Below are 14,560 nucleotides of genomic sequence, written 5' to 3' on the forward strand. Positions count from 1 at the left end.
ATAACTTATGAAAATAGGTATTGATGGAAGAGCAGCGAAATGGTATAGAGGAACAGGCATAGGTACTTATACTTATGAGCTTATAAACAATATAAACAAGCTAGATTTTTCAAATGACTATTTTATTTTTTTACCGGATACAACTTCCTTTGACATAAATCTTAATAATAATTTTAAACTTAGAAATATAAATGTTAATATAAAAAATAACTTTTGGGATGAGGTAAACATACCAAACATACTTAAGGATAATGAGGTAGAACTCTATCATGTCCCTCAAAATGGTGTTGGTCTTCCTATGGATAAAAAATGCAAATTTATAATAACTCTTCATGATATTATTCCATACAAAATGCCAGAAACAGTAAGCAGTAGATATCTTAAAATTTTTAATGAAGAACTTCCTAAAATAATTTCCTTATGTGATGGAATAATAACGGTCTCCAATTTTTCTAAAAATGACATAGCTAAAGCTTTTAATTTTCCTAAAGATAAAATTTTTGTAACTTACTTATCAGCAGAGGAGATCTACAAACCACTTGATAAAATTAAAAGCAAAAAAATAATAGAAAAAAAATATGGAATAAGTGAAGATTTTATATTATATGTTGGTGGCTTTAGTCCAAGGAAAAATATAGCTGGAATAATAAAAGCTTTTGCCCAAATTAGGAGTCGCATAGACGAAAATTTAAAGCTCGTAATTGCAGGAAAAAAAGGTATATCATATTCAATTTACAATTCTCTAACAGAGAAACTAAACTTAACTTCAAAAGTTATCTTTCCTGGCTTTATAAGTCTTTGCGACATGCCATATCTATATAACAGTGCCAAACTTCTCGTTTATCCTTCCTTCTATGAAGGCTTCGGACTTCCTCCTTTGGAGGCAATGGCATGTGGAACGCCTGTTATAGTTTCAAATTCAACTTCACTTCCAGAAATATTTGGTAAAAGCTCAATTATGGTTAATCCACATAACACTGACGCTTTAGGTGAATCAATTTACGAGTGTCTTGAAAATAATATATTAAGAAGGCAGCTTACTTCAAGAGGTTTTAGTCTTTGTAAAAATCTAACCTGGCAAAACACAGCACTTTCAACCATTAATTCATATAAATCAGTTTTAAAAGCATAAAAAAATAGAGTTCTAATACTCTATTTTTTTATGCTTTTATAATTTATAGGAAATTATTTTTAAATTCATCCAAAAATTCCACCCGACTTTCTTCGACTGAAATTTTATTATTAAGTCTATTAAAAAATGTCTTTTCTCCCCAGTCCTTTCTTCTGCTGTAATAATCCCTTGTTATGGTATAAAAGTCGTTTGGAAAACTTAAGAGAGCATACAAAACCTCAAGCTCGTTTTTCTTCAAACTAGTTTCCTTACAATAATTGTCTAATATCAATACAGCTTTACTTATATCGTAATCAAAATTTTTTACTGCCTTAGATATAAAAATTGCACAAATCATGCACTCTTAAATCTACAATTGAATAGTCAAAATCTATAAAGTATGCTTCTTCATTATTTATAATAATATTGTGATGTGCTAAATCATGATGACAAAGCACAATTTTATCCTCTTCACTGCAAAGTTTATAATACTGACTTAACTTTAATCGTTCTAGACTTTCATCAATTTTATTAATATAGTAATCCGCGTTTTTAATAAATATGTTATCAAATTCAGTCTTTACTTCATATAAGTTAGAAATTTTTTTAAAAAACAACATTTCATCTTTTTTCTCATAAAACTTTCTATAAAGGTTCCACAATTATTTTTTGTAGGAAGTTCTGTTCTAAATCCCTCTGAAGCCTTGTGAAGTTTACTAAGTCCCTGTGATGCTATAGAAACATCTACTGGGTTGCTAAACTCACATTCTCTTCCATCTATCATATCCATTATGCAGTACAGTTCTCCGTTTTTTATATAATATTCTTTATTGTCTTTAGTTTTTGCGAAATCAACAATCCTATCAAAGTTCTTCTTTATATAATTTATAGCAGAAATTATATAGTTAAATTCTCCTATAGTATAGTTCACCTTCTTTAATACCTTATCTCCTTTATCCGTTGAAAGGAGATATGCTTTTCTAACAGGAACTATATTGTAAACTTTGAGTTGAAATTCCTCAAACATCTCAGCATTTAAATCATATTCAAGCAATTCTCTATCTCTTCCAGCGCTTAAATCAAGCATACTACTACCTCCTAAATAATGCTTTTTCCATCCTTCTTAGCTGCTTTTTTTATTTTTTTCAAATAATAGTCTTTAGGAAATTTTTCTTCATCTTTAACATATCTCCTAAACCATTTCATAACTTCCGATGGGTATGAAATAAGTGCCTTCATAAATTCTTCACTGCAAGCATTAAGTTTCTCAATACAAGCATACTCATGTATTAATTTCTCCCAATCAAACTCGTCCTTTATTACCTTTATCCTATCTATTAAATTTATGCCATCAATTTCTATCATATCAAAGCATATAGAACTTGCATCCCTTATAAATAAATGTTCATTTTCATATACATTATCAAAATAGCAATCTTCAAGGCATATCTCTCCGCTTTTCATGCTTCTTTTTATCAAATCAACATAATTCCTTGATGCTTGTAGTACGCATTCTTCACTTCTTTCGATATACTTTAAAAGCATATCATTAAAATCATCTGAGATGTTATTTCCCTTGGTGCTTCTAATGTATCTTTTACCAAGCCTTATCTCCATCTTATATTTTTCAACTAACCTTCCAGTTTTATTATCTATATTTTTAATATCATATCCTCTATAATCCCTTAAAATCTTATGAAATTTATTAATTACATGAAATTGCTCAACAATAAGCTCTTCAGTTATTTCGCCTTTTTTTACTGTATGCGTACTTTCAGAAAAATTAATACCACTAATCTCAATATATTGTTTCAGAGATATATTCTTTAAATTATTCACTTCATCACCTTCAATAATTCATACTAAGTGAAACCTCTATGAAATTTAATTTTTATATTTGAAAGTCATAAGTTCCTCTAAAAATTCTTGTCTATTTTCTTTATCTTCATTTATTTTTTTTAGTTTACTTATAAAAACTCCTCTGTCCACGGTTGTTTTTCCCAATAATACTGTATACCAATCTGCCAATACGCTTGAGGAAATTCCATAAAAGCAGCCATCAGTGGTACATCTGTATCTTCAATATTATAAACTGAGTTGTATACATCAAGTATAAAAATAGCTGTTGCCATATCCCATTTCCCATTTTTCATTTTTCTTATCATAATACTTGATAAATCATGAAGATGAGTATCTAAAATACAATAATCAAAGTCTATTATATTAATTTCTTTTTGAGAATTAACGAGTAAGTTGTGGTGTGCATAATCATGATGACAAAAACCTTTGTAATTAATTTCTTTCTCCATTTTGTAAAAGTAATCACAGTTTTCTATATCATCTATAGATTTCTTTGCTCTTATAATTTCTTCTTCCATCATATTCATGTATAAAGTATCAAATTCAGTTTTTTTCTCTTTGGCCTCTATTCTTTTTTTAAAATCCAGCATCTCATCAATCCTTGTTTCAAACTGCTTTATCCATTTTAGCCATCCTATCCTTGGATTCATTTCCTTTGTAAGTTCAAATCCCCAACTCTTTATATGAAGCTTTGCAAGAGCTGACACAGCTTTAACAAGTTCTACTGTATTATCATAATCACATAATTTTGAATCTATCCACTTAGTAAGATATGCATATCCTTCTTTAATTTTTATATAATTTCTTTTATCTTTTGTCCTTATAATATCTGGAATACATTCAAATTCATTTTTAATAAGATGCTCAATAGCTGATACTATAAACAAAAAATGGCCATAGTCATAATGTATTTCTTTAAGACAATATTGTGACGAATTAGCAGTTATTTTATATACGTTCTTTATTTTTTTTATTTCTTTAGTATCAATTTCATAATTACTACTTAACTTTTCCTTAATTTCACTTAAATCAATCATAAAATTTCACCGCTGAAATATTATTAAAATATGAATAACATATTCTATACACTATTATATGAGCATAAACTTTTCTGTGTGATTTAGATTTAAAGCACATTTCATTATAAACATTAATATTATTATATATAGGAAGTTTTTAGGAGAGATTTATATGAATATCGGAATAGATGCTAGACCAATAAATTTATATAGGGGAAGCGGAATTGGAACATATACTGAAAATGTTACTAGAGAACTTTTAAACCTTGATAGCAAAAATTCTTATACCTTATATTGGTATGGAACAGACTATGAAACCTTTAAACATAATAATTGCAAAATAAATATAATTTCAAGAGGACATCATAATTTTTTGAAAACTGCTATTTACCATATAATACTATAAAAAACAATATTGATATATATCACATACCTCAAAACGGCATTGGTTTAAGTGAAGATTTGTCATGTATAAAAGTTGTTACAATACATGATTTAATACCTTACGTAATGCCTGAAACTGTTGGCAAGGGTTATCTTCTTAAATTTCTAAAAAGCATACCACTTGTAGTTGAAAAATGTGATGCAATAATAACTGTATCTGAATACTCAAAAAAGGATTTACTTAAATTTTTTCCTATAAATCCAGATAAAATATATGTAACACCTCTTGCAGCAAATAGTAACTACAAAATTATGGATAAAGCTTACTGTAGTGGTTATCTTTTAAATAATTACGGCATAAAAAACAAGTTTATTCTTTATATTGGCGGCTTTAGTCCAAGAAAAAATGTAAAAGCTTTAATATATGCCTTTAGTAAAATAAAAAAAAGCCTCACACAACCAGTAAGTCTTGTTATAGTTGGCTCAAACAAAGATGATTTAAATAATCTAAAACTTCTATGTGATAAACTTAGAATTTCAAAAGAAGTTATATTTACGGGCTATGTAAAAGAATCTGAGCTTCCAATTTTTTATAACACCTGTGAAGTTTTTGCATATCCTTCACTTTATGAAGGCTTCGGACTTCCACCACTTGAAGCGATGAGCTGTGGAGCTCCTGTAATAACTTCAAATATAACTTCAATTCCAGAAGTAGTAAAAGACAGCGGAATTCTTATAGATCCTTTTAAAAGTTCAGAAATAGAAAATGCTTTATGGAAGGTTTTAAATGATGAGTCTCTTAGAAATGATTTAAAGGTTAGAGGAATTAAAAATTCAGCAACTTTCTCTTGGAAGAAAACTGCTGAAAAAACACTTGATATTTATAACGCTGTTTATAAAAAAGCAATGGGAGAAGTATAATAGACAGCCCTACAATCCTTACTATTTTGGTTCAAATTTTTCAAGTACATTTTTAAGGTTTTCTGTCTGCACTTTTATGAAGTTCTTTTAGCTCATCTTCGCTAAGTAGAACTTCTATTTTGTTTTGAATTCCTTCATGAGATGGAATACTTAAAGCTGCATTTTTTGTTGGATTATTTATATTTAGGTTCTATAGATTTTTGAAGATCATTCATAATATCCTCTATTTTTTTATTGCTTTTTATGTTATCATTTAAACTTCTTAAAACTTCGTCTCTTACTTCATTATAATTTTCATTATATATAATATTAGAAAATAATTTAGCTGAATTAATATACCATTTATACATATCTATATCTCCAACATATTTATTTTTCTTATGTATTTTTTCATAGGTATATGCAGCTGTATTACTTGAGCAAAGTCCATATATATTAAATTGGTTGTATACGGCATCAACATCTCCAGTTACAAATTTGACAAATTTAACAGCATAATCTTTATTTTTAGAAGAACCTGAAATCATAAAATTTGTACCATCAACATAAGCCGTGTCATTTCCACCATTTTCAAAAGCTGGAAGCCTAGTTATTTCTATTTTACCACTTAAATTAGAATGGCTTTTCTCAAGATACAAAACAGTTTCTGGTGTGGCAATAAGAGAAACTATACTTCCTTTTTCAAATAATTGAAGATAATCGCTGTTACTCACATCAATATTTATTTGATTTTTCAGGATATTGTATATGAATTTATTTGCTACCATAACCTTCTTACCATTAACATCAATTTTACCTTGTTCATCAAAAAAATCGGTACCAAGCTGATTTAGCTGAACATTATATATTTCACTCAAATTAGGAATCGAAGTTAGCTTTCTACCAGAACTTTTTAAGTTATTACCCACGCTTACATAATCATCCCATGTTTTTATATCCTCTGCATCTATACCCGCTGACCGCAATATATCTGACCTATAAAGCATAAAAACAGGTTTTACATACCAAGGATAACCATAAACGCTATTTTTTCTTTGATAAATTATTTATTCTATTATTTAAAAACATTCCTTTTTTTATATCTTGATCTGATGCTACATTTAAAAGCTTATCTGAAAAACCGTTAATAAGCGTTGCCGTACTATCATCTGTAACTTCAATTATATCTGGAAGTTTTTTGCCATTTGTGCAGCTATCTATGTATTTATCCGAAATATCCTTTGAAGTCATAGCAACAACCTTTACACTTATATAAGGATATTTTTTCTTAAATAGGTTAATTTGATCATTTATAACATTTTCATCTTTACTGCATACCCATACAGTTATTTCTCCAGGAGTTTTTGTAGCTTTCTTATTTACACTAGTTTGCTTTTTTACAGTAGAACTAGAACTACTGCTTTGACATCCACCCAAAAAGCTTATCATAAATAACGCAATTATGAACATGATAAAAAATTTTTTAGATTTATTTTTCATAACCAATTACCCCACTTTTAACACTGTGTAGTACATATGCACATACATAAATAGTATATCATATAATTTTATTTTTCATAATTTAAAAATCTACCTCCAAGTAAAATTATCTATAAGACGCGTTTTTCCTACATATACTGCTATTGCAATAAGAACACTTTTATTTATTACTGAAACCTTCTTAAGATTCTCACTATCTACAATCTCAACATAATCTATTTTACTGAGAGGCTCTTTTTCAATTTCACATTTTATTATTTCTATTAATTTATCTGCATTTCTTTCACCATTTTCAAGAGCTACTCTAGCCTTTTTCAAACTCAAACTCAAAACAACAGCTGCACTTCTTTCTTCATCTGTAAGATAAGTATTTCTGGAACTCTTAGCAAGTCCATCTGCTTCTCTTACAATTGGACATCCTACTATTTCTATATCAAAATTTAAATCTCTTACCATTCTCTTTATTACTGCAAGCTGCTGTGCATCCTTTTCACCAAAATACGCTCTATCAGGTTTAACAATATTAAATAACTTTGAAACTACAGTACATACCCCTCTAAAATGTCCAGGTCTTCTCGCTCCACATAATACCTCTGTTATTTTATCAACATTTACATAAGTTTCTGCGTCTTTGAAATACATCTCAGAAGGCTCTGGATTAAATAGAAGAGAAGTTCCACCAGCTACACATACTGCCTCATCTCTTTTTAAGTCTTTTGGATAAACTGCTAAATCTTCCTTCGGTCCAAATTGAATTGGATTTACAAAATCACTTACAACAACCCTATCATTCTCTTTTGCTGCCCTTTCTATAAGACTTTTATGCCCCTCATGCAAATATCCCATTGTAGGAACAAGCCCTATGGTTAAACCTTGCTTTTTCCATTCTTTTATATTTTCTCTAACTTCTTTTATAGTATAAACAGTTTTCATTTACTTTTCCACTCCTTTTTATTACTCTCTGCTATTAATAAAGTTTTTCAATAACGCTTTCATCTATTTTAAAAGTATGTTCCTCTGCTGGAAAGGCACCTACCTTCACATCTTCTATATAATCCTTAAAAGCATTCTTCATAATTTCTGCAAGCTTAGCTGGTACACATTCAAGTACTATAGCAAAAGCCCCTGCTGCTTCAATTTTTTTTGCATCCTCTATGAGTTCTTTAGCTCTGGCTTCACTTTTTCCTTAGTTTCCTTTGATTTTCTAAAAGTATCAACTGTATTTTTCATCATTTCTGCCTCCTAAAAAATTAATGACCCTTCCATAATCTTTTTCTTTGTTCTTTTCCAAAGCTAAATACAATAACTGTCTTGAAAGTTCCTTATAAAGCTCGCAATGCTTCTTTGGTATAACTTCAAGATGATACAATGATTTTTTATCTGCATCTATTATAAATGCAGTATTTGCCAATTTTTCAATAAAAAGTTTTTAAAGTCTGTAGGTACTCTTTATCTCCTTCAATTGAAAAATAAGCACTATTTAACTGTCTATAGGTATTGTATTTATCTGAAAATGGAAACATAGGATGGATTGAATATCCGAAGGCACCTTTATTTTTTATATCAGAAAAGATATTAGATGATAAACTTCCACTGGTATGAATAATAAGTTTATCATTTATTTTTACATTTTTTATACTTTGCCAAATCTTTTTAATTTCATCGTCAGGAGTAGTTATAAATAATGCGTCACTCTCAATTACAATATTTTGCAATTTATCATACGCCTTTGAGTTTGTAAACTCTGCTGCATGTTCTGCAGAATTGTAACTTTTGCTATAACATCTACTTAATTTCACATTATTTACATAAAAATACTTTTCCTATCTCATTTAAAAGATCCAAGAAAAATATAAAATACAATTAAAAAAATTCTAAGGTGAAGTTCCGTTTGGATACTTCCCATCCTAAAAATAACATAACACAAATTCTTCATATATACAATAATATCTATTACTTTTATATACTTTACATACAAAATATGTTATAATTATTTAAACTGAACATTCGGTACTAAATCTAAGGAGATGATAAAAAATTAATGAATAAACCAAATGCACGTGAAAGAATTTTACAAGCAGCAGTTAAAATATTTGCAGAAAAAAGCTGAGAATTTACCAAGTCGCATGAAAAACGTTTATTACGAGTTTGGCGAAAAAAATGCAGACTTAGTAAGAGTAATTTTTATAGATTCTCTAAAAAGAACAAGTTACTTCGTAATATTTCTAACAGCTGCTTTTAAATTCTCTGCTGCTTTTCTAATATCCTTTTTCCCTAGTATTGCTGAAACAACAGAAATCCCAGCAATTCCTGTATCTGAAAGTTTATCTACATTTTCTTCACTTACACCACCAATTGCAACAACCGGGATATCAACTTTTTGTACTATTTCCTTTAAGGTTTCTATACTTACGTCTTCCGCATCATTTTTAGTTCCTGTTGGGAAAATTGCCCCTACTCCAAGATAATCAGCACCATCCTTTTGTGCCTTTAAAGCTTCTTCTACATTATGAGCTGAAACCCCAAGTATTTTATCCGTACCAATTATCTTTCTTGCAATATCACAAGGCATATCACTTTGTCCTACATGAATACCAGCTGCATCAACTGCTAATGCTATATCTAATCTATCATCAATTATAAGTGGTACATTGTATTTATCCGTAACTTTTTTAACATTTATTGCAGTATTGTAAAAATCCATAGTCGAAAGATTTTTTTCCCTTAATTGCACAAGTGTAGAACCACCAAGTATGGCCTGCTCCACAGCCTTTTCTAACTCAATATTGCAAAGCAGACTTCTCTCTGTTACAAGATATAGACTATAATCAATTTTCTTCATTAACCTTGCCCCTTTTCACAAAATCTTCACCCGAAATATTAAAAACTTCATCTATAAGTTTTACTCTGAAGCTTCCGCTGCCTTCATTCTTTGTAAGTTTTTCATGTGCCTTCTCTCCAGACATACTCATAGTTAAAATTCCTGCAGCAGCTGCCAACAGATAATTTTTAGTTACGCCACAGTATGTACCAACAAGCGATGTAGTCATGCATCCTGTTCCGGTAACAGTTGTAAGCATCTTAGTTCCATTTTTAAGAACTATAACTTTATTTCCATCAGACACATAATCATCTACTCCAGTAATTGCAGCAACTGTGCTTAGACGTTTAGCGCAGGTTTTTGCTATTTCCTTTGCATCATCTGTAAGAGTTTCTTCTGAATCAACACCCTTTGAAACTGCCTTCATACCGCATAATATTTTGATTTCTGCTAAATTGCCTCTAATTACAGCAAACTTAATTTCCTTTATAAGTCTTAAAGCAGTTTCCTTTCTATATGGTGTTGCTCCTACTCCAACAGGATCTAATACCACTGGAATTCCAATTTTATTTGCTCTTTTACCGGCCTTTATCATAGCTTCTATGGTTCTACTATTTAATGTACCAATATTAATCACAAGACTTGAAGCTATAGAAACCATATCCTCTACTTCATTTTCATCGTCTGCCATTACTGGTGAACCGCCGACAGCTAAAACTATATTTGCACAGTCATTTACTGTAACATAGTTAGTTATATGATGTACAAGAGGTTTCTTCTCCTTTACGCTGCATAAAAGTTCTTTGAGTTTTTCATTAATTTCCATTTGTTTATATACCTCCAACTAATAAAATATAGTATTCCTGTTATCACCATGCTTGGAAGTGTTGCACCAAATATAAAATCTAACTTAATAAATAAGTAATAAGTTGCTACTCCAATTACCCATACTATAGCTGAACCTATGTTTAATAGCAGTTTATCCTCTATTTTCGTCTGCTTTTTTATTATGAAATAATCTGTTAAAAGCACTGCAAATAATGGAGCAAAAACTGAACCTATTGCATAAAGAAAGCTCGTATAATTGTCCATGTTAACTAATAATGATGCTGCTGTTCCTATTATTGTTATAACTATAGCCGCAGCCTTTTCATTAAACCTTGGCATTATATTTAAAAATGTAACTCCAGCTGAATATGCATCCATAAATGTGGTTGTTACTGTTGAAAGCACAACAATTCCAAAAGCCGATATTCCAAGATTTGCAGCAAGCATCATAGCCGAAGGATCAGGATTTTTTGAAACAATTGCTGCTCCAAGACCTATAATGAACATCCACGAACTTCCAACAAAATATCCTAAAAGGCTGCCAAAAGCACCGTCTTTTTCATTTTCTGCAAATCTTGTATAATCTGCAACCATAGGAAGCCATGAAACAGGCATTGCTATTACAAGTTCAAGAGCACTTCCAAAAGACATATTGGTACCTACTGGTTTTGAAAAAAGCTTGCCACTTCTAAAAACAACCCATCCAAGTACAAGTGTAAGTGCAAACAAAAGCACTACTGCTAAAGTGTTAATCTTTTTAAATCCAGTCATTCCAAAAGCTATGACCAATATAATAAGCACTGCTGTAAATACACTCCACAGAGGAATATTATTTATGGACCACATTGTTTTACTTATTAAATTTAAAGACTGAGCACATGAATTTATCATAACTGCTGTCCATCCAAGAAGCTGAAGCACATTTAATATTGAAAACAAATATGTACCATACAAGCCAAACGATATTCTTGTAGAAGTAATTGCAGGAACCTTTTCACGAGTACCGATTATACCTGCAAATATAAATATTGCTGTACCAATAAGGTGTCCAAGTATTATTGCAATTAACCCTTTTTTAAAACCTAAAGCTGCTATTGATCCCCCCGTTAAAATTTCAGCTATAGAAATAGCAGCACCACACCATAAAAGTGCAAAGTCCCAAAAATACATTTTCTCTTTAGTTTTACTCATAGTTCAATCCAGCCTTTTTATATAATTCATAAAAATGATTAGTTGGTCCTGAGCCATGTCCTATAGCAAGTGAATGTTCTATGGCAGTTGTTATGTACTTTTTAGCATTTTTTACAGCTTCCTTTATGTTCATTCCAAGTGCTAAATTTGATGCTATAGAAGAAGAAAGCGTACAACCTGTTCCATGAGTATTTTTTGTGTTAATCCTTTGATTTTCTAAATAAACAAATTCTTTTCCATCATATAAAACATCTGTAGCATCCCCTGTTAAATGTCCCCCTTTTACAAGTACATTCTTAGGTCCCATGTTATACATTATTTTTGCTGCTTTCTCCATATCCCCCATAGTTTTAATTTTAATACTAGCTATTATTTCTGCCTCTGGTATATTAGGAGTTACAACTGATACAATTGGTATAAGTTCTTTTATAAGCGTCTCAACAGAATTTGGGTTCATAAGTGAATATCCTGATTTTGATACCATAACAGGGTCCAAAACAACATTTTGTGGTTTATACTTTCTTAGTCTCTCAGAAACCACCTTTATACCCTCAATTTCAGATATCATGCCTATTTTTATTGCATCAACTTCAATATCATCAAAAATAGCATCAATTTGCTTTCCTATAATATCTGGACTTATATTCTGGACATCAATAACTTCCTTGGTATTTTGAGCTGTGACTGCGGCTATTACACTCATTCCAAAAACTCCATGAGCAGAAAAGGTTTTTAAATCTGCTTGAATGCCTGCACCGCCGCTAGAATCAGATCCTGCAATTGTTAATACTTTTTTCATAGGTAAACTCCTCCTATATTCTTCTTGTATCTCGGAGGGAAATGAAATTAGAAATGACATTGAATACATTTCAATTTAGATACATTCTTAATGAAATTATCCAAATAAAAAATGCTTACTTTTTAGGTAAGCATTTATTTCAAATAAAAATACATAAATTCACTTTGCTCCCTACGGTAGTTTTAACTACTTCAAGTTCAAAGGGTCAGGTTTTAACCTTCTCAACCAAATGGTTCCCCCGCAATACAATAATTTATTAAATTTTAAAATACGACTTAATTATATACACAAATATATAAAATTGTAAAGCTTTATTCAAAATTTCACATTAAAATTTAAATACAATCTGATAACACTTCTGAATTTTTTAATATCTTATCTCTCTGAGTATTTCTTTTTGAACCTTTTCAACATCAGGAACATAGCTCTTTAAAAGTTTCATGCTTCCTTTAAATGTGTAACTTCCTGTAGCTGCGGGTATTAAAATACTATCTCCATATTTTATATTTTCACTTTCGTTGTTATTTTCTCCATATAAAAGTTGTCCTTTCCCATCAACACATGTGAATATATAAAATCTCTCTTCATCACTTTTTTCTGTAAGTTCATCTTTAAAATCATATAATTCAAGTGAAAAATCTCTTCCAAGACAAAGATAAGTTTTTTCATATCCATCTTTTTTAACTTTTATTCCTTCACTTTTTTTACCACGAAGGCTTAAATCTATTACATCAAGAGCTTTTTTAACATGTATTTCTCTACCCCTATTATAATCAGAAACCCTATAAGTAGTATCACTATTCTGCTGAATTTCTGCTATTATAACTCCCTCACCTATAGCATGAATCATACCACTTCTTACAAGGTATACATCTCCCTTTTTAACCGGAATTTTATTCATGTATTCATCTAGTTCATCTTTTTCAAGAGCCTCTTTAAGTTGTTCTTTAGTACAGTTTCCCTTTGTTCCAACGACTAAATTAGCACCTTCAAAAGCCTCAACAACATACCAAACCTCAGTTTTTCCCATGTCGCCCTCAACTCTTTTGGCATACTCGTCATTAGGATGAACTTGAACAGAAAGCTTATCTTTAGCATTTATTAATTTTATAAGAAGCGGAAACCAATCTGGACTTATCTTTGTTCCTATAAGCCTGCTTCCTTCTTCCTTTATCAAAACATCAAGCCTTTTACCTTTAAATTCACCATTCGCTACAATACTCGTTCCATTTTTATGGCAAGCAACATCCCAACTTTCGCCTATATTGCCATCTGGGAGATTATCTCTAAATTGTTCTAAGTCCCTTCCGCCCCATATTTTCTCATAGTATAAATTTTCGAATTTTAATGGATACACAACAAAATCCTCCTTATAATATGCCTGTTATTTTAAATTTTTAATAAAATTATTTAAAGTATATTTGCTTATATAAACCATATTATAAGTTGTATACATTTATTTATCAATACATATGCTTTTAAAATTAAATAATTTAGTATTTGTTTTCTCTAACTTATATATAGGACAATTTATAGAATTATGAGCTAATTTCTTTATGAGCTCTACATTTTTACTGCTGCAATTTAGTCCCAAATATAGTGCACTTGGTTTTATTGGAAATTTAACATTTTTACGTATTTGCTTATCTTTGAGTATTATTCTCCATTCTTTTTCATAATTCCAGCTTATATGTTTTATTTGCATCATAAAGAAAAGCATATATGCTGCATCTTCTGTTTTATCATTAATGAGGTCTTTTAAAATATTAGTTATATCATATCTTTCAGTTTGATACACTATAGGAAATAAATATTTTGAAAATCTATTCGTATAACTAACTTTGGAAAAATCATATTCTGCACACATTCCCTCATGATTTCCAGCATAATGTGTCCACATAGGCATACTATTAATCTCCTCAGAAAAACAACAAATCTTAACGTCCTTTTTAAACGAATTAATTAGTTTTGAAACATCAATGTCCTTTAAATATTTTTTAATTTCTCCTTCATCAAAGCATATTCCACATGAATCAAATGGATCATTAAAGTCATCTGGATTTGAAAACCAAAGTTCACTATTTATAAGCATGTTTATTTTTTCCTCATTTATAACTTCATATTTATATAATTTTTTAGGAAGGTTA

14 protein-coding genes, 3 pseudogenes and 1 riboswitch are annotated in these 14,560 nt (G+C 29.9%); of the genes and pseudogenes, 2 read left to right on the forward strand and 15 right to left on the reverse strand.

Translation table 11 applies throughout. The features are described from left to right. Window positions 1-7: 7 nt before the first annotated feature. Entirely contained in the window at window positions 8-1,132 is a 1,125-nt protein-coding gene (locus tag AGR56_RS08770; protein WP_053241939.1) for a glycosyltransferase family 1 protein, read from the forward strand. Window positions 1,133-1,175: 43 nt separating this feature from the next. Here AGR56_RS08770 and AGR56_RS08775 read toward each other — a convergent pair. The 3 genes and pseudogenes from AGR56_RS08775 to AGR56_RS08785 form a co-directional block, all read right to left on the reverse strand. Then, a pseudogene (locus AGR56_RS08775) lies at window positions 1,176-2,198 on the reverse strand (CotS family spore coat protein). A gap of 11 nt (window positions 2,199-2,209) precedes the next feature. Beyond that, complete coding sequence (locus tag AGR56_RS08780) at window positions 2,210-2,950, reverse strand: hypothetical protein (protein ID WP_053241940.1); 741 nt, start codon at window positions 2,948-2,950, stop codon at window positions 2,210-2,212. Window positions 2,951-3,078: 128 nt separating this feature from the next. Beyond that, window positions 3,079-4,008 (reverse strand): CotS family spore coat protein, encoded by a 930-nt coding sequence (locus AGR56_RS08785; RefSeq protein ID WP_347460449.1) that lies wholly within the window; start codon window positions 4,006-4,008, stop codon window positions 3,079-3,081. A 154-nt stretch (window positions 4,009-4,162) separates the two neighbouring features. On the opposite strand from AGR56_RS08785, the pseudogene AGR56_RS08790 reads away from it, so the two are divergent. Further along, window positions 4,163-5,295 (forward strand): annotated as a pseudogene (locus AGR56_RS08790) (glycosyltransferase family 1 protein). Between the two features lie 173 nt (window positions 5,296-5,468). Here the strand turns inward: AGR56_RS08790 and AGR56_RS08795 are convergent. The 12 genes and pseudogenes from AGR56_RS08795 to AGR56_RS08840 all read right to left on the reverse strand — a co-directional run bounded on the left by AGR56_RS08795 (window position 5,469) and on the right by AGR56_RS08840 (window position 14,505). Then, complete coding sequence (locus AGR56_RS08795; protein WP_198150085.1) at window positions 5,469-6,281, reverse strand: extracellular solute-binding protein; 813 nt, start codon at window positions 6,279-6,281, stop codon at window positions 5,469-5,471. 37 nt (window positions 6,282-6,318) lie between these two features. After that, on the reverse strand, window positions 6,319-6,774 hold the full coding sequence (locus tag AGR56_RS19455) for a hypothetical protein (RefSeq protein ID WP_084756923.1): 456 nt from the start codon (window positions 6,772-6,774) through the stop codon (window positions 6,319-6,321). A gap of 90 nt (window positions 6,775-6,864) precedes the next feature. Further along, window positions 6,865-7,707 carry a pantoate--beta-alanine ligase gene (panC, locus tag AGR56_RS08800; RefSeq protein ID WP_053241941.1) on the reverse strand — a complete coding sequence of 281 codons (843 nt, stop codon included), beginning with the start codon at window positions 7,705-7,707 and terminating at the stop codon, window positions 6,865-6,867. A 34-nt stretch (window positions 7,708-7,741) separates the two neighbouring features. Continuing rightward, a pseudogene (locus AGR56_RS19460) lies at window positions 7,742-7,978 on the reverse strand (3-methyl-2-oxobutanoate hydroxymethyltransferase); the annotation flags it as partial. Between the two features lie 9 nt (window positions 7,979-7,987). Further along, the gene (locus AGR56_RS21685; RefSeq protein ID WP_053241942.1) at window positions 7,988-8,185 is read right to left on the reverse strand and encodes a hypothetical protein; all 198 of its coding nucleotides are present in this window, start codon (window positions 8,183-8,185) and stop codon (window positions 7,988-7,990) included. 4 nt (window positions 8,186-8,189) lie between these two features. Next, window positions 8,190-8,573, reverse strand: a complete 384-nt coding sequence (locus AGR56_RS08810; protein ID WP_053241943.1) for a hypothetical protein — start codon at window positions 8,571-8,573, stop codon at window positions 8,190-8,192. Window positions 8,574-8,983: 410 nt separating this feature from the next. Beyond that, on the reverse strand, window positions 8,984-9,616 hold the full coding sequence (gene thiE, locus AGR56_RS08815; RefSeq protein ID WP_053241944.1) for a thiamine phosphate synthase: 633 nt from the start codon (window positions 9,614-9,616) through the stop codon (window positions 8,984-8,986). Then, the gene (thiM, locus tag AGR56_RS08820) at window positions 9,603-10,421 is read right to left on the reverse strand and encodes a hydroxyethylthiazole kinase (RefSeq protein ID WP_053241945.1); all 819 of its coding nucleotides are present in this window, start codon (window positions 10,419-10,421) and stop codon (window positions 9,603-9,605) included. The genes thiE and thiM overlap by 14 nt, the downstream gene beginning before the upstream one ends. Continuing rightward, window positions 10,379-11,614 (reverse strand): putative hydroxymethylpyrimidine transporter CytX, encoded by a 1,236-nt coding sequence (cytX, locus tag AGR56_RS08825; protein ID WP_053241946.1) that lies wholly within the window; start codon window positions 11,612-11,614, stop codon window positions 10,379-10,381. The genes thiM and cytX overlap by 43 nt, the downstream gene beginning before the upstream one ends. Beyond that, window positions 11,607-12,413, reverse strand: a complete 807-nt coding sequence (gene thiD / locus AGR56_RS08830; protein ID WP_053241947.1) for a bifunctional hydroxymethylpyrimidine kinase/phosphomethylpyrimidine kinase — start codon at window positions 12,411-12,413, stop codon at window positions 11,607-11,609. Before thiD ends, cytX begins: the two co-directional genes overlap by 8 nt. Window positions 12,414-12,564: 151 nt before the next feature. Beyond that, window positions 12,565-12,663: riboswitch (TPP riboswitch) on the reverse strand. A gap of 117 nt (window positions 12,664-12,780) precedes the next feature. Continuing rightward, window positions 12,781-13,770: a type I phosphomannose isomerase catalytic subunit gene (locus tag AGR56_RS08835; RefSeq protein WP_053241948.1), complete on the reverse strand. Its 990-nt coding sequence runs from the start codon at window positions 13,768-13,770 to the stop codon at window positions 12,781-12,783. Between the two features lie 99 nt (window positions 13,771-13,869). Continuing rightward, entirely contained in the window at window positions 13,870-14,505 is a 636-nt protein-coding gene (locus AGR56_RS08840) for a DUF2971 domain-containing protein (RefSeq protein ID WP_242851380.1), read from the reverse strand. Between the last annotated feature and the right edge of the window lie 55 nt (window positions 14,506-14,560).

Origin of the sequence: Clostridium sp. DMHC 10, from assembly GCF_001270375.1 — a bacterium.
Taxonomy (GTDB): Bacteria; Bacillota; Clostridia; order Clostridiales; family Clostridiaceae; genus Clostridium_S; species Clostridium_S guangxiense.

Bases quoted from the DNA above. Each gene is read 5' to 3' on its own strand.
- AGR56_RS08770 (WP_053241939.1), top strand. From the start codon at position 8: ATGAAAATAGGTATTGATGGAAGAGCAGCGAAATGGTATAGAGGAACA.
- AGR56_RS08785 (WP_347460449.1), bottom strand. From the start codon at position 4,008: ATGATTGATTTAAGTGAAATTAAGGAAAAGTTAAGTAGTAATTATGAA.
- AGR56_RS08795 (WP_198150085.1), bottom strand. From the start codon at position 6,281: ATGCTTTATAGGTCAGATATATTGCGGTCAGCGGGTATAGATGCAGAG.
- AGR56_RS19455 (WP_084756923.1), bottom strand. From the start codon at position 6,774: ATGAAAAATAAATCTAAAAAATTTTTTATCATGTTCATAATTGCGTTA.
- panC (WP_053241941.1), bottom strand. From the start codon at position 7,707: ATGAAAACTGTTTATACTATAAAAGAAGTTAGAGAAAATATAAAAGAA.
- thiE (WP_053241944.1), bottom strand. From the start codon at position 9,616: ATGAAGAAAATTGATTATAGTCTATATCTTGTAACAGAGAGAAGTCTG.
- thiM (WP_053241945.1), bottom strand. From the start codon at position 10,421: ATGGAAATTAATGAAAAACTCAAAGAACTTTTATGCAGCGTAAAGGAG.
- cytX (WP_053241946.1), bottom strand. From the start codon at position 11,614: ATGAGTAAAACTAAAGAGAAAATGTATTTTTGGGACTTTGCACTTTTA.
- thiD (WP_053241947.1), bottom strand. From the start codon at position 12,413: ATGAAAAAAGTATTAACAATTGCAGGATCTGATTCTAGCGGCGGTGCA.
- AGR56_RS08840 (WP_242851380.1), bottom strand. From the start codon at position 14,505: ATGCTTATAAATAGTGAACTTTGGTTTTCAAATCCAGATGACTTTAAT.